Source organism: Rahnella sp. GSA61A, assembly GCF_019969905.1.
GTDB classification, from domain to species: Bacteria; Pseudomonadota; Gammaproteobacteria; order Enterobacterales; family Enterobacteriaceae; genus Rahnella; species Rahnella aceris.
This window is the reverse complement of record NZ_JAHXYO010000007.1, coordinates 157,056-173,981: the sequence shown is the minus strand read 5'-3', so window position 1 is coordinate 173,981 and position 16,926 is coordinate 157,056. Positions and strand designations below refer to the sequence as shown.

19 protein-coding genes are annotated in these 16,926 nt (G+C 47.2%); 12 read left to right on the top strand and 7 right to left on the bottom strand.

Annotation, left to right across the window (positions count from 1 at the left end):
* Positions 1-119: 119 nt before the first annotated feature.
* The 3 genes from LC431_RS11660 to LC431_RS11650 all read right to left on the bottom strand — a co-directional run bounded on the left by LC431_RS11660 (position 120) and on the right by LC431_RS11650 (position 2,516).
* Positions 120-1,385 carry a Y-family DNA polymerase gene (locus LC431_RS11660; protein WP_060435763.1) on the bottom strand — a complete coding sequence of 422 codons (1,266 nt, stop codon included), beginning with the start codon at positions 1,383-1,385 and terminating at the stop codon, positions 120-122.
* Positions 1,385-1,807, bottom strand: coding sequence for a translesion error-prone DNA polymerase V autoproteolytic subunit (umuD, locus tag LC431_RS11655; protein ID WP_060435721.1), 423 nt, complete (start codon positions 1,805-1,807; stop codon positions 1,385-1,387). Before umuD ends, LC431_RS11660 begins: the two co-directional genes overlap by 1 nt.
* Before the next feature lie 151 nt (positions 1,808-1,958).
* The gene (locus tag LC431_RS11650) at positions 1,959-2,516 is read right to left on the bottom strand and encodes a recombinase family protein (protein ID WP_072270520.1); all 558 of its coding nucleotides are present in this window, start codon (positions 2,514-2,516) and stop codon (positions 1,959-1,961) included.
* 229 nt (positions 2,517-2,745) lie between these two features.
* On the opposite strand from LC431_RS11650, the gene LC431_RS11645 reads away from it, so the two are divergent.
* The 12 genes from LC431_RS11645 to LC431_RS11590 all read left to right on the top strand — a co-directional run bounded on the left by LC431_RS11645 (position 2,746) and on the right by LC431_RS11590 (position 13,184).
* Complete coding sequence (locus LC431_RS11645) at positions 2,746-5,328, top strand: AAA family ATPase (protein WP_223509852.1); 2,583 nt, start codon at positions 2,746-2,748, stop codon at positions 5,326-5,328.
* A 944-nt stretch (positions 5,329-6,272) separates the two neighbouring features.
* A complete protein-coding gene (locus LC431_RS11640; RefSeq protein ID WP_223509850.1) occupies positions 6,273-7,163 on the top strand; it encodes an integrase domain-containing protein in 891 nt (296 codons plus the stop codon).
* The gene (locus LC431_RS11635) at positions 7,156-7,494 is read left to right on the top strand and encodes a hypothetical protein (protein ID WP_223509848.1); all 339 of its coding nucleotides are present in this window, start codon (positions 7,156-7,158) and stop codon (positions 7,492-7,494) included. Before LC431_RS11640 ends, LC431_RS11635 begins: the two co-directional genes overlap by 8 nt.
* 289 nt (positions 7,495-7,783) lie before the next feature.
* Positions 7,784-8,125, top strand: coding sequence for a hypothetical protein (locus LC431_RS11630; protein ID WP_223509846.1), 342 nt, complete (start codon positions 7,784-7,786; stop codon positions 8,123-8,125).
* A gap of 107 nt (positions 8,126-8,232) precedes the next feature.
* The gene (locus LC431_RS11625) at positions 8,233-8,562 is read left to right on the top strand and encodes a hypothetical protein (RefSeq protein ID WP_223509844.1); all 330 of its coding nucleotides are present in this window, start codon (positions 8,233-8,235) and stop codon (positions 8,560-8,562) included.
* A gap of 75 nt (positions 8,563-8,637) precedes the next feature.
* Positions 8,638-9,243 (top strand): hypothetical protein, encoded by a 606-nt coding sequence (locus LC431_RS11620; protein ID WP_223509841.1) that lies wholly within the window; start codon positions 8,638-8,640, stop codon positions 9,241-9,243.
* 66 nt (positions 9,244-9,309) lie between these two features.
* Positions 9,310-10,311 carry an ArdC family protein gene (locus LC431_RS11615; RefSeq protein WP_223509838.1) on the top strand — a complete coding sequence of 334 codons (1,002 nt, stop codon included), beginning with the start codon at positions 9,310-9,312 and terminating at the stop codon, positions 10,309-10,311.
* 8 nt (positions 10,312-10,319) lie between these two features.
* A complete protein-coding gene (locus tag LC431_RS11610; RefSeq protein ID WP_188473056.1) occupies positions 10,320-10,607 on the top strand; it encodes a TA system toxin CbtA family protein in 288 nt (95 codons plus the stop codon).
* Between the two features lie 98 nt (positions 10,608-10,705).
* Positions 10,706-11,632 (top strand): DUF1281 domain-containing protein, encoded by a 927-nt coding sequence (locus LC431_RS11605; RefSeq protein ID WP_223509836.1) that lies wholly within the window; start codon positions 10,706-10,708, stop codon positions 11,630-11,632.
* Positions 11,607-11,966, top strand: coding sequence for a DUF5983 family protein (locus tag LC431_RS11600; RefSeq protein ID WP_223509834.1), 360 nt, complete (start codon positions 11,607-11,609; stop codon positions 11,964-11,966). Before LC431_RS11605 ends, LC431_RS11600 begins: the two co-directional genes overlap by 26 nt.
* A 92-nt stretch (positions 11,967-12,058) precedes the next feature.
* Positions 12,059-12,412, top strand: a complete 354-nt coding sequence (locus LC431_RS11595) for a DUF3085 domain-containing protein (RefSeq protein WP_162906078.1) — start codon at positions 12,059-12,061, stop codon at positions 12,410-12,412.
* A gap of 100 nt (positions 12,413-12,512) precedes the next feature.
* Positions 12,513-13,184 carry an N-6 DNA methylase gene (locus tag LC431_RS11590; RefSeq protein ID WP_255611204.1) on the top strand — a complete coding sequence of 224 codons (672 nt, stop codon included), beginning with the start codon at positions 12,513-12,515 and terminating at the stop codon, positions 13,182-13,184.
* A 55-nt stretch (positions 13,185-13,239) separates the two neighbouring features.
* Here the strand turns inward: LC431_RS11590 and LC431_RS11585 are convergent, their stop codons facing one another.
* From LC431_RS11585 to LC431_RS11570, 4 genes are all read right to left on the bottom strand, one after another.
* Positions 13,240-13,785 (bottom strand): hypothetical protein, encoded by a 546-nt coding sequence (locus LC431_RS11585; RefSeq protein ID WP_223509832.1) that lies wholly within the window; start codon positions 13,783-13,785, stop codon positions 13,240-13,242.
* Between the two features lie 50 nt (positions 13,786-13,835).
* Positions 13,836-14,567 carry a hypothetical protein gene (locus tag LC431_RS11580; RefSeq protein ID WP_223509830.1) on the bottom strand — a complete coding sequence of 244 codons (732 nt, stop codon included), beginning with the start codon at positions 14,565-14,567 and terminating at the stop codon, positions 13,836-13,838.
* 50 nt (positions 14,568-14,617) lie between these two features.
* Positions 14,618-15,826, bottom strand: coding sequence for a conjugal transfer protein TraF (locus tag LC431_RS11575; RefSeq protein WP_223509829.1), 1,209 nt, complete (start codon positions 15,824-15,826; stop codon positions 14,618-14,620).
* A gap of 93 nt (positions 15,827-15,919) precedes the next feature.
* Positions 15,920-16,888, bottom strand: a complete 969-nt coding sequence (locus LC431_RS11570; RefSeq protein WP_223509828.1) for a hypothetical protein — start codon at positions 16,886-16,888, stop codon at positions 15,920-15,922.
* Positions 16,889-16,926: the final 38 nt, after the last annotated feature.

The window sequence follows — 16,926 nt, the reverse complement described above, 5'->3', positions numbered from 1 at the left end:
AAAATATCATGGCAAGCAAATAGACTCAAGCGGATGTCTTGTCGTCATCTGTTGCGGCATTTTTAGATTATGTATTGAAGAAGGAAACCAGAATAAAAATATAGAAATGACCTGCTGGTTTAAACCTTAACGCGCATAAGGTCACTGAAGCGAGTTGTGTAAGCGGGAGAAAGCATTTGACGTTTCATCTCCCAACTTTTCTGGATCCCCTGGCCAGCAAACCATACCCGACCTTTGCCGCTATGATTGATACCATCGAGCACTGCCATCAACTGCTCACTATTAGAGCGCGGCTTATACTCATCAAACAGGCCTAATTGCGCTACACCCTGGCTATAAAAGTCTCCTAGCATGACTCCGCATTTTTGGAAACGGTGTCCATCTTGCCAGATTGCATCAAGGCATTTAGTAGCTGCAGCCACAATGTCCCGACTATCTTGTGTGGGGATCTGTAACTTCGTACTAGCGGTCTTGCCGTAATAGACTTCATTCACGGCAAAAGGGCTGGTTTTAACGAATGCTGAGATATGCCGGCAAAACTGATGCTCGCCGCGTAGTTTTTCTGCTGCACGCACGGCATGACTGCAAATTGCTTCACGCATCATGTCGTACTCAGTAACTCTGTCGCCGAATGAACGGGAACAGACTATCTGCTGTTTCGTAGGTGCGAACTCTTCGAGCTCCAAACAAGGCTCACCGCGAAGTTCTCTAACGGTCCGCTCTAAGACAATATTGAAATGCTTGCGAATAAATGGCGTCGGGGTTTCAGCCAATTGGAGCGCCGTCTTGATGCCCATGTCATTGAGCTTTTTCGATATACGTCGGCCTACACCCCAAACTTCTCCTACATCAACCAATGCCATCAGTTTTCTTTGACGACTAACAAGTGAGAGATCGACAACTCCCCCAGTCTTTGTCCATTTTTTGGCACTGTAATTTGCTAATTTTGCTAATGTTTTAGTCGGGGCAATACCAACACCCACAGTCAGACCGGTCCATTGGAGAACTTTAGCTCGAACTTCACGTCCGAACTCCTCAAGATTCTTACAATTACTGACGCCTTGCAGGTTCATGAATGCTTCATCAATACTGTATATTTCGACGGCTGGTGACATTTCCTCTAATACAGTCATTACCCGTGAGCTCATGTCCGCGTAAAGCGCATAGTTACTGCTGAAGGTAACAATCTTGTGCTTTTCGAAGATGTCACGCATTTTGAAGAACGGATCTCCCATCCGGATACCTAGTTTTTTGGCTTCTGCGCTGCGTGCTATTACACAACCATCGTTGTTGCTTAGAACGACGACAGGTCGTCCCCGTAAGTCAGGGCGAAACACTGTTTCGCAGCTGGCGTAGAAGCTGTTCACATCGGCGAGAGCAAACATCATTGAAACCCATTGATGCTGAACGTCACAACACCAAAAACCTCCAGCTCGTCGCCTCCGTCGTGGAGAATAATTGGGGGAAAATCCGGATTCATTGGTACGAGCTTAACTATAGGGTGAAGGCAAAGCCGCTTAACTGTGTATTCACCAGCCAGCGATGCAATAATGATATCTCCGTGTTTTGCCTGCAGGCTTCGGTCTACGACCAGCAGTGAACCTTCATAAATACCGGCATCAACCATACTCATCCCTGTAGCCATAACAAAGTAGGTTGCTGCGGGGTGATTCACACAAAGTTCATTTAAATCAATACCTTTTTCAATGTAATCCTGTGCGGGTGAAGGGAAACCCGCCTGCACCTTATCCTGGAAAAAAGGTATCATAAGCTTCAGTGGGTCCGGGATTGGATAAAAAATGGTCATAACGCACCCTTATTAATTACTGGTTTTATATACAGTATAATCGTGTGCGTTTTGAATTGTGAAGCTCGATGAATTAGAAAATCCTAGGTTGCTGAACAACAAGGAAAGATAATTAAAAAGTCTGTTTTAGCATCGTCTCAGTGTTCTATCTTCATGATCCACGAATGTAGCGGTATAGGGTTTCTCTACTAATGCCGAATTGTTTCGCTAGATGAGACTTGTTCTTACCTTCAGCGACCAGTCGTTTAATATTCTCAATTTCTTGTGTATCTAAAGATTTTTTACGCCCTCGATATGCCCCACGTTTTTTTGCCAGTTCGATGCCTTCTCGCTGCCGTTCTTTGATGAGAGAACGTTCAAATTCAGCAAATGCTCCCATAACTGACAGAAGTAGTTGGGCAATCGGTGAATCGTCACCGCTGAAGGTTAGCCCTTCTTTAATAAACTTAACCTGTACCCCTTTGGTAGTTAATTCCTTCACCAAGCTTCTTAGATTGTCTAAGTTCCTGGCAAGCCGGTCCATGCTGTGTATAACGACTGTATCGCCTTCACGCGCAAACGATAGTAAAAGCTTCAGCTCGGGGCGGTTAGTATCTTTACCGGAAACCTTATCGATAAAAACCCTATCAAGATGGAGCCCATTAAGTTGGCGCTCTACTGATTGATCTTCAGAACTAACGCGTACATAACCAATTTGTTGCCCTGACATTAGCTTCCCCAATGAGTGTGTCACATTGGGGTGTAGCCTAACCCGACGAGATTAGGTTGCAATATTTATGTGTATATAGGGTTGTTTCACATTAATGTTGACAAGTTCTTTGATAGTTCTAGAGCCTAAGTTGACAAGCGAATAATGTTGAGGGGAAAATCTTGATATCAAGAGTTTTAGTATTGCTTATCTTCCAACATAGAAAGATTTCTTGCAGAGGAATGCATAAATGTCAGCGATTGAGGATATAGCCACGTGGGCCAATTCAAAGCATAACTGGTGGCGATTCGCTATGCAGTTAGCTTTAAACGAAGGGAAATTAACTGTTGAACATTATGAAAGGATTCATGCGATAGCAAAAATGGAACATGGTTTGATAGAGATTGACGCTGACTATCAAACCCTCATAGGGAAAATGGATGTTTCAGGATTTGTTGATGAGCAGGATCAAATCACCTTAGGCTCACTTTGTGACGTTAAGGGAGTGGCAGCTCTGGCTGAGGATCAGTCTCTTATATTTGCAAAAGAAGGTATTAACATAGTCTATGGGGATAATGGAGCCGGAAAATCCAGCTACACAGGCATACTAAAAAATACCTGTTTAACTCGTGGAATAGCCCCATTGGTAAAGAGTAATGTTTTCAATACTGTCAACCCTGCTCCTGAGGCAACTTTAAACATAAATGTAAATGATGATCTCACCACTGTCGTTTGGAGCGAGGATTGTGAAAGCAACCCATCACTGAAGTCTATAAGAGTCTTCGATAGCTCGTCAGCCTTCCATTACGTCAATGATGAAGGTGGCTTATCAATTAAACCAATAGGCATTCATGTTTTGACTGAGTTGGTTGGCGCGATTAATTATATTAAAGGGATAATTGAAGAAGATATTCAGCCAGGGAATGGGATAATTAATTTAAATCCTTTAAAAAATCAAAACGAATCGGCAATTTTTTATAACTCGATATCAGCTAAAACTAATGTAGATGATATTAAAAACCATGAGTGCACTGATGCTGAAATATCCTCTATAGAACCATTAAGAAAATCAATTCTCGAATTAAGTTTGCAATCGGTAGAAACAATAAGGAAAAAATTAAAGGGCGAAATTTTAGCGTTAACACCCTTAAAGGATTTTTGCGATGAAATCATAGAGTTACTTGGTAAGAAGAACATCGAAAATATCAAGTCATTGCAAAATGAATTTAAGGCCAAGTCAATTGCAGCTGAAAATCTCCGTGAGTTAACTCTCGGAGGTTTACCTATCCAAGGCGTAGCAAATCAGGAGTGGGTTCAATTATGGGAAGGTGCTAAAAATTTCATCCTGAACAGTGAATCTTGCGAGCATTTCCCAATGAAAAAAGGAGATGTTTGTCCCTTGTGTTTACAGGGAATAAATGATGAAAGCGAGTCCAGGTTAGCAAAACTGCATGATTTTTTGAATAATAATGCTTCTACTCTTTCAAGGTTGGCAAAATCGAGATACCAAACAGAGCTGAATAAAATACTCAATAAAGGATGTGATTTCACACCATATTTTGGAGTGAAACCTATATTGGATTCATATGAGGATGGGTTGGGTGATAAGTTAAATATATTTAGCGATGGATTTTTGGAGAGAAAAGAATATTTCAAGGCGGAATTATTTGAAGAGCAACCAAAAAAAATCCGTATTGACTTTTATAAATCGCTGTTAAAAATAATAGACAACATTAACGACCTGATCCAAAAGTTGCAAGATGATGCAAACACCAAATCTATAATTGAATCCAAACAAAAACAATTAGAATTGTTGCTCGACAAGAAAATAATTAAAGAAAATAGAAGCGCTATTGAGTCTAATATATCTCGTTATATCGAAATTGAGAAATTGAAGAGGATTTATGAGCAATGCAACACTCAATCTATTTCTGTATTGTCAGCAGCTTTAAATAGACAAACCATATTGGCAAAATTAGTTGATTGTTTTAATAATGAGCTTAATGATTTTAACTTTGATAGGTTTGAGGTTAAAATTCAATCTAGGAACAGAGGGGGTGAGCAACAGGTAAAATTAATAATCGATGGTGCAAGTGAAAGCACAGTCTCTAAAGTAGCTAGTGAGGGAGAGCAAAGGTGTATTGCTATTGCCAATTTCTTAGCTGAAATTAAGGCGGAAAATAGACGTTCTGGCGTTATTTTCGACGACCCCGTTAATTCTCTCAGTCATCAGTGGATGATGCGGGTTGCGAAAAGATTGGTTAAGGAATCGCTTGAGCGGCAGGTCATTGTGTTTACGCATGATATTGTATTCTATAAATACCTTCTAGAAAATGTAGATGCACTAAACGCGAGTTGTAAATGTCTTACATTGGAACGTACTCGCCAATATTCTGGTATTGTAAGAGAAACGGCTCCTTGGGACGCTTTAACTACTTCAAAAAGAATTAGCCAGTTAAATGTTAAATTACAGTCATTAAGAAAAATAGATATAACTGGAACTGTATCCGAATTTAGAAGTGCATCAAGGGACTTTTATGGTTATTTGCGTGAGGCTTGGGAGCGACTAATAGAGGAAAAGTTGTTAAATAAAGTCATTACTCGTTTTGAAAGGTCTGTCCAGACCCAAAGATTAACGAAAGTGCTAGATATAACCCAGGATGATATATCAAAAATAACCAATGCTATGTCTAAATGCAGTACTTATTTTACTGGTCATGATAGCGCTAATGCGGTGGGAGACCCTTACCCGAACATTAAAGAAATAGAAGACGATCTGAAAGAAATTAGCGAATACGTGACTTCTCTTACCAAAGACAGGAAGCGCAGTTAAATGAATAGACCAAAGTTTCTACAATGGCTTACTCATTATGTGTCTGCTTAATTACTTGCAAAGGCAGTCGCCTTAGTTTTAATATGCCTTTGCTTTAAGTTGCTTACGCAACATGCCAATGCTCCAGCGATCTGAGAGGGGCGCCTTCGGGTGATCGCAATGCCAATGCCGCCGTAACCTGAGAGGTGGCGCCTTCGGGCGGTACCCCCGTTAACCTTTGAGAATGGGGATCGCGATTGGATCGCGGTAAGGTCTCTTCTACTTCAATTTGCTGATTTTTACGCAATTACGTTTTGCAGTTTTCACTGCAGTTTCACTTCGATTTGATGCTTTGACGTCAGCTACCGGTTGCGAACTTTGCGGACCGTGGGTATGCCAATTGAAATTTGGCATCTTCCACGTTCGCATTGAGAGCAGAAGGAGCGCGGCGTCACTTGCGTTCGAGTGAAACGAGTACCAAGTGACGCGCGCAGCGCACAACCGGCAGCACTGACGTACTGCCACTTCAACAACATTTCTACCATCTGACCAACACGTAGTGACGGTTTTAAAACGCATAACAGATCGTTTAACTGTCATTCAGGTCATTAATCACTCACCAACTGTCTTATCAGCGGAAACTCGTATGAAGACAACTTTTAAATTAGAGGAGGTAAATCAACACGACATCGATGGCGACACCAGGAAGCTGGTGTGTGGAGGTAGACTGATGTAAATCAGCCCGGCGTAAGCCGCGAACAGGTCTGAGACCTGGGGAGCCTCGCAAGAACTCAACATTTCGCCGCCCCGATGCACAGATGTCTGTTGAGACGCAGGAAGCGCAAAATTAACCGTGCCGTCGGGGTGAGATGTTTTTGACTGAAGTATCCGGGGAGCCGGTGAGTTAGGCATTCCGTTCACCAGGACGGAATGCCTAACTCACCTTGTGTCAATTTGGAGTGTTTATGGCGAAATTAAATAAAAGCCTGGTCACACTTGCTCGCCAGGCGGGAGGCAGTTTTAAGACCGTTTCCGACAGAATGAAAATAGCCGATCGTTTGGCAGACCGTTTATTAAAAATGAATATTCAAATTCGCGATGCCGGGAACTTGAAAACACAGCATATTACGCTTTACATAAAAAGCCGGCTTTCAGAGAACATATCCAAACGTACGTTGCAAAATGAAATGGCAGCAATCCGGGCGATACTTCGCACTGCGGGTAAAACGTTTATGGCTAATCCAGAGCATGAGAAATTAAGCAATGCGGCGTTAGGTATTTCAGGAACCAGCCGAGAGGGTACCAAAGTCGCTATTCCTGATGATGTATATAAAGAGACTCTTGATAAAATCCGTGAAGTCGATGCGGGTGCTGCGATCGCCATGGAATTATCGCGACATCTTGGTTTACGTACGGAAGAAACGATGCAATCTGTTAAGTCATTAATGACCTGGCAAAAGGTTCTTCAGAGTGACCAGGAAAAAGTCAGGATTGTCTTCGGTACGAAAGGGGGGCGACCTCGCGATACGACGATAATTGATCGCCAGACTTTGCTTAGCGTCGTAAATAATGCAATACGCTTTATGAAAAATAACAACGGGAAACTGATAGATAAAGCGGGGATACACCTTGCCATCGAACGATACCGCAATATTGTCAGAGAGGCCGGTCTTGTTGGTAAATATGCTCCTCACAGTTTGCGATATGCTTATTCAAGAGATGCCATGAAATACCATTTAGACAAGGGATTCAGCCAGAAAGAAGCCGAGGCATTAGTGTCCATGGATTTAGGCCATGGAGATGGTCGGGGACATTACGTCACTCGTGTTTATAATAAGGTAGAGAGCGATGAGTAAAAAGGTTGTCGTTTGTGCAGCGCATTCGGTTATTGGGCGCGTATACTGGAAATATACCTATGAGGGCGACGTTAACATGCCCGACTATTTTGGGCTTACCACTGATATATCTTCAGCCGTTGTATTAGATGCTGACTGGCGTAAGTATCAAGTCCGAATTACCGAAGACTTTATTTACAATGTCGATTTCGACAACGATTCATTTAAGGTAAATATTATGGGCAGTAGCGGCATTTCCGCTGAGGAGTTTATCTCCTGGGCTTATAGAACGACGTGGGAAAATCTTTGCGTTGACGCTATTGCCGGAGATGCACGGATTGTGTACGATTAATTTGCTTACGTTGTCTCTGACAACTGCCAATGTTCCGGTGATTTGAGAGGAACGCCTTCGGGTAATCACATGCCAATGCCATCATGATCTGAGAGATGGCGCTTTCGGGCGATTACGTTAAATCTGTTAACCTTTGCAAACAGAGACCTTCGGGTTAAGGCTCACTTCACACGTTTTACTCTTTTTGCTCTACCTCACGACGTTTTGCCTTCTAGCTTTTCACTATTTTTACTCTGCCGGGACTTTGCTCCCTGTGGGCATGGTACCCCTTTACTTCGAGGAATTTACCATGTCTTCATACGACATCACTGTCGGGCGTATCCACGCGTGTACGCGTTTAACTGTCGATTTCATCGTGCTGGTTTCTGAAATTGAAACAGCATTGCTGACGATCCGCGCATTTGAGCGTTGTGGTATTGCAGATGACGTCGATGCTGACGGCTTCCCATCACGAACCTGGGAAATAATTTGGATTGCTGAACAGCTTGGTCATGCTTGCGAGTCCGGCCTGATACCTGATTATCTTTTTCAGAAGTATGTGACCGAGCTCGTCCTTCTTGGCCACACCACAGATGAACATGCCTGGAACTATGGTTTCCGTAAAGGCGTCGAGGCTGTTTACTATTATTAATTGCGCTTCACACATGTCCTGACAGGACAACCTAACTGACCACCCATGCGGGGAAAACTTTCCCCGCATGGGTAAAGGTTTCTCCGCTCAACTGCAGGAGAAACACCATGAAAATCATCATTTCAATTTTACAGAAGGCGTCCGATGTCCTGGCACATTGTTCTGCTGTGCTTGGGCAGAACGACAACGACTGGTTCACTAACCGTACGGGGCACCTGAGTTTTCGTCCCGAGGTGATTCGAAACGGCAAGGGGCAGTTTACCGCCAGGATAGCGTGTCGTACGGGGTGCAGTTCCCGCGACTGGAAGGTGCAGGGTTTTGGTACCTGCGGCCAATGGCGATCTGCACGTCAGGCCATGAAAGCGGCACGAATAATGGCCCGCGATCTGGCTTTGTACCGTTATCGTTTTAGCGATGATGCTAAAAACGTCGCGTAATTCCTTATTTGACCATGCTTCCCGGAGAGACTTCCTCCCGGGAAGTTTCTTCTGTTAATCACAGGAGTATTTATCATGTTCCGTTTTACTTCCGCTTCTCTGCGTAAGGTATTAACTCTCCCGTCCGGCCTGAATAAATCGATCACGTTGGAAAACGGCTACGGTTTTTACATTCGGGCTGAGGATGAAAAACAACCCGGGTATATGAACATGGCTTATGCCGAGGGTTTCGATCCCCGACGAGACAATGGATGGGAAGAAAAGATTAGCGAACTGCTTCCAGGCACCGACTATTCCTTCACCTTCTTTATCAGTCACACCACGAGGGAGGCGATACTCAACGAACATCATGACTTCTTTGTGACGCCCCTGATTTCAACTGTACGGAGTGAAACCCGGCCTCCGGAGAAAGTCTTTATCCCGGTCGCAGAGTTCCGAAACGGTATCGAACGGATGTTTGATCAGTCGCATAAACACTTTCATGCCTGCGTAGGTCAGCGGGAGAAAGCAGCGTGGCGCCTGGCAGCACTGTATGTGCTCGATGACGTTATCCGGACCGATTGCAAACGGGCAAAACCGGCTGACCACGAACAATTTGTTCGCGCGTTCTCCCGGCTCAAAGACCGTATCAGTTCGGTGACACAGACGGGGGACATTATCACCCCTTATTTCACACATTAATTTTCATCCACTCCCAGTGGCGTATCCCGCCGCTGGCCGGGATACGCCTTTTATAAGGTTTATCCCATGAAAAAACATACCTCAGCCCGCAGGGCACCCAAAACTGAACGTGCAGACCTGTATCAGCAGGTCACTGACAAAATCGTTGCGGCTCTTGAGAAAGGCACCGCGCCATGGCGTAAACCCTGGCGTGCAGCTCAAAAGAGGGCGGGCAACTGCCTGCCGGCGAATGCCACAACAGGCAAAGCCTACAGCGGGATAAATATTCCACTGCTTTGGATGGCGGCGGAGGAGCGTGGGTTTAGCTCTGACCGCTGGCTCACCTTCCGGCAGGCGCAACTCGCGGGCGGACACGTCCGCCCGGGAGAGACCTGCAGTCTTGCTGTGATTTTCAAACCTTTTGAGGTCCAGGCTGAAGATAAGCAGGGCACCAAACTTACTGACGAGGATGGAAACCCCGTCATGGAGTCCCGAACGATGCTCAGACCTCTGCAGCTGTTTAATACCCAGCAGTGCGACGGTCTGCCGGCAGCGCTTTCCGGTGAACCGGCCACATTGATGACTGAAGAAGAAGTGGAGACGGTTTCTGTACCGGTGATGAACCGGGTGATGGAAATGTTCAACGCGAGCGGAGTAGCCGTCAACTTTCTGGAGCAAAACCGTGCCTATTACCGACCGGTGGTGGATCAGATAGTGATGCCCACCTCCGGGCAGTTTTTTACGGAGGCTGACTACTGGTCCACGTTACTTCACGAACTGGTTCATGCCAGTGGCCATCATAAACGGCTGAACCGGGAGGGAATAACTTCATCGACCCGAAAATTCGGGGATCCGGTATATGCGTTTGAGGAGCTGATTGCCGAGATGGGCAGCGCCTTCCTCTGCGCAGAACTTGGCGTTTACGGTGAGGTGCAGCATGAAAGCTACGTCAGTGGCTGGCTGAAGGCCCTCAAAGAAGACAAAAGAGCGCTGTTCCGGGCATGCCGGCAGGCGCGGGAAGCGTCAGAGTTTTTGTTAACTCTGACGACTGACTCACAGGCATTATCAACGGCCTCAAAAGTGGCCTGAAGGAGACAATGATGCAGACACCACAATTCTGGCAGGCCACCGCATCGGCGCTGCTGGCCAGGCACTATGGCCTGACGTTGAATGATACCGATTTATGCGACGACGCCTGTGTGGCAGCGTTGCAAAAAGCGGGCGTGAAGCCCTTTGAAGCTATTAATGACCTGGTGGATAAGTATCACCTGACACACCTTAACGACTCTGCTTACCTGCCACGCTCGCCTTATCTGAGTGCGGCCGATGAGCTGATTGCCGGCCTTGAGGCCGGTGCCACACTCGGGATTATCAGTCACCCGTGATCCGGGGCTGACCCGACTTAACCTGTAAACCACCCATCGGGGGAGACTTCCCCGATGGGGCGGCTCCCTCTTTTATAGTCTGAAGAGGAGAAGTAACTATGTTTGAATGGTGCAAAAACCGCCTGGAAATCACCGGCCGTTCCGTGTTTATCGATGTCATGCTGCAGTGGGTTACCGGCGATGAGGTGCCGCTATACCGCTACGCCGTACAACAGAGCATTCAGCTGTTTCTGGCAGGTTCAGCCGGGGTGCTTAAGCCGGTGAAAACTGTGGAATATCCCCCTTACCCGGGGCTGGTCTCACACGGAACTGGGCCGGCTATCGCCTCCAACCTGGCTTTCCAGCACTGGCTGGAGTTGCTGCAGAAGGATGCGGTACTTAATCCGGATACCGTCAGACAAATTGACCGTATCTGGACGCAGTCAGGGCTGAGTGCTGTTCGGTGGGAAACTTTCCCGTTGGCCGCACGCCAGATAATGGCGCAGCTGATGACCCGGCAGTACGTTGACTGGTTTGGTGTGGCCACCTGGTCACCCCATATCGACGGCGGTGAATGTTGGGAGAAACTGGGGAGGAGACCTGAGCGTGCCTGTCACTGTGACATGCTGATGATTATTCCTTCCCGGCTTGCGGCGGAGCTCAACGGCAACAGCCGCCTGCTGGCAGGCATGTCCAGCACGGGCAGTTTGTACAGTCGTATCCACGGGATGGAGTGGCCGTGTGGTCACAACGTTCTCTGGCATCGTGACCGTATAAACAGTTTGCGCCTGGAGTTTGATTCACCGTCGTATCCGCCTTCCAGCGAGCTGATGGGGGAACTCTCGGCCGTGTTTGACTGTGAGATCCGCCACTGGTACCAGGAGCCGGTCAACGGTGTCCTGGGTTATGACTGTTATGACCGCGGAGATCATGTTGACAGCGGGAAGTACGGGGCGGGGCCGTTTTCGGCTCCTCTGATGGCTTTCCCGCCGGAAGCGCTGCCTGTTCAGGAGCAGACAAATGCCTCACCGGCGAGGGATGCTTAACATGGCCACTATCAACGATGTGCAACCTGTGGAACTTTACCAGTATGTCGTGTGCAGTACGGCTCACCTGACTGAGCAAGACGCAGAAATATTTCATCGTCTTGGTCATCAGCGCTGCGAGTGGGGGGATGCCGAGTGGATCCACCTGACGGGTACCGGCTATGTAGTCAGGCTGAGTGCCTATAACTTCCCGCTGCTGGAGTTAAAGAAGCGGGGGTTTTCAAAAGATGCGCGCCGTCTGACCTACGTACTGATGAAGCGGCTTAATGTTTCGCTCGTTCATTTTGACTGCTGTGGTGAGGTATTAGCCGGATTTGCCGTCCATGACTGGTAGGTCCATGTTCTGGCTGATATCTCGTTAACCAAACCCCAGGGGGAAATCATCCCCTGGGGTGATTTTCCCCTTAATTTATGAAGGTGAAAATCATGTTGTTGTTCAAAAATGCTGTTCTGAAACCTGTGATGGAAGAGCTGCAGGAAAAAGGAGGGAACATGCTTTTAGTGAAAGATACAGGGATTTACCTGATGGCTGAAAAGGGCGCATTCAGAAAAGGTCGCAGGCTGCATATTGCCTATGCGGAAGGTTTTGATCCCCGATTAACTGAAAACGAAGACTGGTATGAAAAGGCTTATCTCGAAGTGGGCGGCGATGACTTTGGGGAAGTTCTTGGAAACGATTTTTGGGGCACCTTTCTGGAAGAAGTCATTAATAAGGGATGTGACGTGTTCATTGATGTGTCCGAAACGCAATTACGTGCAGGTTATATTGAGCATTCATAATTCGATAACATAAGCGGAACGTCGTTCCGCATCACTTACCATCCTGAAGGGGAAATATCCCCTTCAGGGCATATTTCCCCGGAGATATGCGATAAAAATCATGGTTGACCATAAGAAACAATTCATCTCAATTTTCAACGAAACCGCCCGCTATCATCACCGTAATAAAGTCTTCCGAGACTTTATTACCCTTGCTGCAGCGTCGATTCATAACGGAATAAACTGTAATGACGAGCTGGAAAAGGAGTACATGGAAACGGTACGCCAGTACGAGGCAAAAGATGCTGAGCGGATGGCCATGTTACTGGCAGAGGTTGTCATGGGGCTGGAAGCTGAGAGTGGTGACTTCCTGGGCTCGCTTTACATGACACTGGAACTCGGTGAAGCAGCGCGTGGTCAGTTTTTTACGCCGTTTTGCGTCTCACGAATGATGGCAGAAATGCAGTTGGGTGATATCGACAGCCTGCTGGCCGATAAACCTTTTTTTACTGTTTACGAGCCGGCATGTGGTTCTGCTGGCATGCTCCTGGCTATTGCAGAAGTCTTACGCGAAAAGGGATTCAATCCAACGCGACGTCTGTGGGTTTCCTGTACCGATATTGATCATGTGGCATCTGGAATGGCTTATATACAATTGTCTTTGATGGGTATAGCAGGCGAGGTAGTTACGGGTAACGCATTGAGCGGTGAACGTCGGCGCGTGATGTATACACCTGCACATTGGATTGGGAACTGGTCATATCGTCTAAAAACTGTTTTGAATACTGCTTAACTAAAACTGAGCCTCTGCATTGCAGAGGCTTTTCTATTTTTAACGCGATGCTTCATTAACGTACTTTACCTTCGGCTACCGGGCCAATTTGCGCCCAAAGCTTTTGCGTCCAGGCTTCTTTCAGATGAGCTGGATCAGTTGAGCGATAGGTTGCAGTCACATTGCTGCTATTGCCTTCGCGGCTGACCTCAATAGTCAGGCGGTCCGCATTTCCCCATATCCGGCTCATACGGTAGTAAGAGCCTGGCTGGGCGCTCCAGTCAGTACCTTCAGCCATCGCGCTGGCGACCCAACCCGAGTTCCCTTTACCGCTGTTACCGGCTGCGGTGATTTCATCGGTTGATGTAAAGCGGTAATAACGTTTAAGTCTTACCGCGGCTGTATCGATATCTACATGTACTGTCAGGGTTTTGGTGACTTCACCCCATTCAGGTGATTTCACATTGTCATTTGAAGCATTTGAAGGCATCAGCGAGGAACTCAGGGTGCTGACCTGATGCGTTATCGCGTTCAGGTCGCTATTGCTGCACCCTGTCGTTCCCAGCAGCATTGCTATAACCAAAATGGCAGGGGTAAAGCGAAGTTGTTTTACGATCGTCATGTTATATCTCCGTTAAAGGGGCTTGCATGCAATGCCTGCCCCGGTCAGATTCAGAAGTTGATATAAGTCGCGTGAACTATCCAAACCAGGTAGCGATTCCCCATGCGGTTAACATTCAACAACGCACCGCCGTTTTTAATCAGCATTCGCCCGCTGCTGCTAGCGATGTCATTAACCCCACTGCCAGAACCTACTGGCAAGCCTGCTATAAGCTTGAAGTTCAATAGCGTTTGAATCTGAGAGGTTGAATCTTCGTTGTCTGTGTTGCGCGAAAGGCTCAATATTTTTTGATTGAAAGTTTCAGACGATGGCTTCAAGAACGTGGTTGAAGGGACCGCCTTCATGTTGAGTTCAGCGCGGAAAGTCCCAGCAGACGAAACTAATTCCAATGGCAGTGGTTCCCCAAAAATAGACATCGCATGCCAAAGCACTAAAGGATCTAATGTTCCTGATTGCCTAAAAGTGTCAGCAGCGACAGTGCTTTTATCGGGTGAAATTACCCTTTGGCCCTCGACCTCATCAGGCTCCCCCTCAGGGAGTGTATTAAGTGATTGGAGAATGTTTTTGAGCGCGTCAGGGCGCGTCGGCGTAAACATCCAAACTGATACATCATAAGAAACGCAACTCCCACAAGCCTGCGGAATTAAGACTTCTCCGGCTGCCTTTTCTGTTGAATTGGTAATTGTCGAGGCTCGCGCGTTCGCGGCGGTAAGCACAGTGATACAAAGCACTGAGAAGACTACAAGGAGTGAGGGTAAATGGCTTTTTTTCAGGATTGTCATGGCATTTCTCCGGTGAAGGAAAAGGGCATGCTGAACATGCCCTGTCAGGGTCAGAAGGTGACAGCGAGCTGAGCCACGGCACCATATGTTCGATCTGTCCCGGCCATGCCAGTCAGGTCGAGGTGAACAACATCAAACGGTGAAATGCCGATACCGGCCGTTACGACGTTGTTGTCACTGTTACGCATGTCAGCGCGGTAGCCGGCGCGCAGCTGCGCCCAGGACCAGGCATTGAGCTCTGCACCGACGCCGGCATATTGTCTTTTCTCATCGGAGGTGAATCCGCTGGCGGGTGTCATGTCTACGTCGGCTGCAAAAGTCACGAGCCCGTTACTCCAGGCTGTGCCCGCAGTAGCTTGAGGGCGGATTTTGAAGTTGTCCTGCAGGCCATTCACTTCACGGGTATCAACACTGCGTGCCACGAGGTTTTGTCCAGCCAGGGCGATAGTCCATTCAGGCGTCAGGTCAGCAGAAAAACCAAGGTCAACGTTGGCGCCGCTCTCTGAGCGCTTCCAGTCACCGCTGCGAAAGTCGGAGGTGCTGTAGTTATTGATGGCTACATTGTAATTCCAGGTATCCACACGCTGAAATTTGGGGGTGATCCCAACCGATACCGGAATATCACCCAGCATAAAATGATGTGCCATCGCGATGCCGTACTCGCTCACCAGAGCTGCCACGCCTTCAGCGCGTGAGGTGAGGCTATTAAGGGCGGTTTCATCAGGTTGAACTAGGCCAGCACCGGCGGCATCGAGATAAGCCAGATCGCTGTTGCTCACTTCAGCGCGAGCTTTCGCCTGACCCCAGCCTTTAATGACCAGAGCAAAGGGCAGTGTGTCATTAGGTACGGCAATCACTAAGCCTGCGCCGGCATCCGCACGGCCGCTGTGGCCCGAAATATCGGTCAGCGATTTCCTGAGTTCTGTCGCTGAGGAGGCGCTGTTGCCGGTGCCGCTGGCATTCTCGAGGTTATCCCAGGCATGCTTGACGTTATCAAAGCCGTCCTGCAGGTTGTCCGGGTCACTGACCTGGGCGCCTACGGTTGGCAGGATAATGCTGAGGTTATCTCCGGGTTCTGACTTTGTTAGTAAGGCCGGGTTAAGCAACGGAGCCGCGCCGTATTTTGATGAAGCAACGCCGGTTCCTCCCATCGCATCGTTCCTGGCTTCAAACCAGGTGCCGGCAGCATGTGCCGCGGGCAGTGAAGAGACCAGCCCGGCAAACATCAGACAGCGTGTTATTAACGTGGCTTTCATCATTATATTTTCCTGTGCAGTTTATGTTTTTTAGGTAAAAGAATTCCCTGGTGCAGACGCACCAATAAAAAGATTTACTACTTAACGAGTTTATTATTAGTTCAAATTATCTATTTCTTTTAGCCACTCCTTTGTGACGGATTTCTCCGGATAATGCAGTAGATTAAGTTCTTCTTTTTTCCATTGATTCAAATAATTCTGATTTAGTCGTTTATCCAATAACATGACGGGTAAGACTTTACCGGATGACAAGAATTCTAAAGAAGAGGCATCTGTTGTACAGGCTGTAACAATGGCCCGTCTTTTCTTTTGTAAGACACCGCAATAAGCCATGAAATCAATAAAGAGCTGTTCGTGTCCGCCATACGGTATTTGTTCGCCTAAGTATTCAGCAACGCGCAGGGGGAGCCCATTTTTCAATTTCACAGTGATTAAACACACGCCAATCAGCGTTTCATAGCTGAAGTGATCGACTGAGGGAGCCAGAGTATCCCGAATTAAAATAATCTGCGGTAAGGCCTTTAATGAAACATCCGCTATTTTATTGCTAATTTGCAGTGCTAACTTATGCCAGTCGGGAATGTTGCCTGGTGCAACAATTGGTGATGATGACGCCGCTGTTAGCCAACTTTTATTAATGCTAAACCACTCCGCTATTTCGGAAAGCAAAGGGTCTGTCAGATAATCCATGGTGCGCTCACGGCTTTCCAGTACGCTTAGTCCGATATTCCACGGTGACAGCAGCGTCGCGACGTCAGTGATGTTCAAACCGTGGGCGTCCATGAGCAGTTGAAACCGTTCTACGACCTGGGTAGCGCGTGTTTGAAAGGGGGACAGCGTTTCCCTTATCACGCCTTCAATTAAGATATTGATGAATTCAGACGCTGATATGCCCAGTTTTGCAGAGGCGAGTGTTATGTACTCGCGGATCCCAGGTTTAAATCTTACGGCCAGCGGGTCGCCCGATTTTTTACTTTCTGTCGCCGCTGCGCTGAGCAGGGCGTTGAGTTTATCGTCCTGTTCCAGGGTCAGGCGTGAAAGCAGTGACGTGACACTAAGATTCATGAGACTCCCCGGCGTTGAATAGGATGTTGGTATAACCA

What these genes read in the sequence shown, in the direction of transcription:
- LC431_RS11660 (WP_060435763.1), bottom strand. Translation starts at nt 1,385, where the DNA reads ATGTTTGCTCTCGCCGATGTGAACAGCTTCTACGCCAGCTGCGAAACA.
- umuD (WP_060435721.1), bottom strand. Translation starts at nt 1,807, where the DNA reads ATGACCATTTTTTATCCAATCCCGGACCCACTGAAGCTTATGATACCT.
- LC431_RS11650 (WP_072270520.1), bottom strand. Translation starts at nt 2,516, where the DNA reads ATGTCAGGGCAACAAATTGGTTATGTACGCGTTAGTTCTGAAGATCAA.
- LC431_RS11645 (WP_223509852.1), top strand. Translation starts at nt 2,746, where the DNA reads ATGTCAGCGATTGAGGATATAGCCACGTGGGCCAATTCAAAGCATAAC.
- LC431_RS11640 (WP_223509850.1), top strand. Translation starts at nt 6,273, where the DNA reads ATGGCGAAATTAAATAAAAGCCTGGTCACACTTGCTCGCCAGGCGGGA.
- LC431_RS11635 (WP_223509848.1), top strand. Translation starts at nt 7,156, where the DNA reads ATGAGTAAAAAGGTTGTCGTTTGTGCAGCGCATTCGGTTATTGGGCGC.
- LC431_RS11630 (WP_223509846.1), top strand. Translation starts at nt 7,784, where the DNA reads ATGTCTTCATACGACATCACTGTCGGGCGTATCCACGCGTGTACGCGT.
- LC431_RS11625 (WP_223509844.1), top strand. Translation starts at nt 8,233, where the DNA reads ATGAAAATCATCATTTCAATTTTACAGAAGGCGTCCGATGTCCTGGCA.
- LC431_RS11620 (WP_223509841.1), top strand. Translation starts at nt 8,638, where the DNA reads ATGTTCCGTTTTACTTCCGCTTCTCTGCGTAAGGTATTAACTCTCCCG.
- LC431_RS11615 (WP_223509838.1), top strand. Translation starts at nt 9,310, where the DNA reads ATGAAAAAACATACCTCAGCCCGCAGGGCACCCAAAACTGAACGTGCA.
- LC431_RS11610 (WP_188473056.1), top strand. Translation starts at nt 10,320, where the DNA reads ATGATGCAGACACCACAATTCTGGCAGGCCACCGCATCGGCGCTGCTG.
- LC431_RS11605 (WP_223509836.1), top strand. Translation starts at nt 10,706, where the DNA reads ATGTTTGAATGGTGCAAAAACCGCCTGGAAATCACCGGCCGTTCCGTG.
- LC431_RS11600 (WP_223509834.1), top strand. Translation starts at nt 11,607, where the DNA reads ATGCCTCACCGGCGAGGGATGCTTAACATGGCCACTATCAACGATGTG.
- LC431_RS11595 (WP_162906078.1), top strand. Translation starts at nt 12,059, where the DNA reads ATGTTGTTGTTCAAAAATGCTGTTCTGAAACCTGTGATGGAAGAGCTG.
- LC431_RS11590 (WP_255611204.1), top strand. Translation starts at nt 12,513, where the DNA reads ATGGTTGACCATAAGAAACAATTCATCTCAATTTTCAACGAAACCGCC.
- LC431_RS11585 (WP_223509832.1), bottom strand. Translation starts at nt 13,785, where the DNA reads ATGACGATCGTAAAACAACTTCGCTTTACCCCTGCCATTTTGGTTATA.
- LC431_RS11580 (WP_223509830.1), bottom strand. Translation starts at nt 14,567, where the DNA reads ATGACAATCCTGAAAAAAAGCCATTTACCCTCACTCCTTGTAGTCTTC.
- LC431_RS11575 (WP_223509829.1), bottom strand. Translation starts at nt 15,826, where the DNA reads ATGATGAAAGCCACGTTAATAACACGCTGTCTGATGTTTGCCGGGCTG.
- LC431_RS11570 (WP_223509828.1), bottom strand. Translation starts at nt 16,888, where the DNA reads ATGAATCTTAGTGTCACGTCACTGCTTTCACGCCTGACCCTGGAACAG.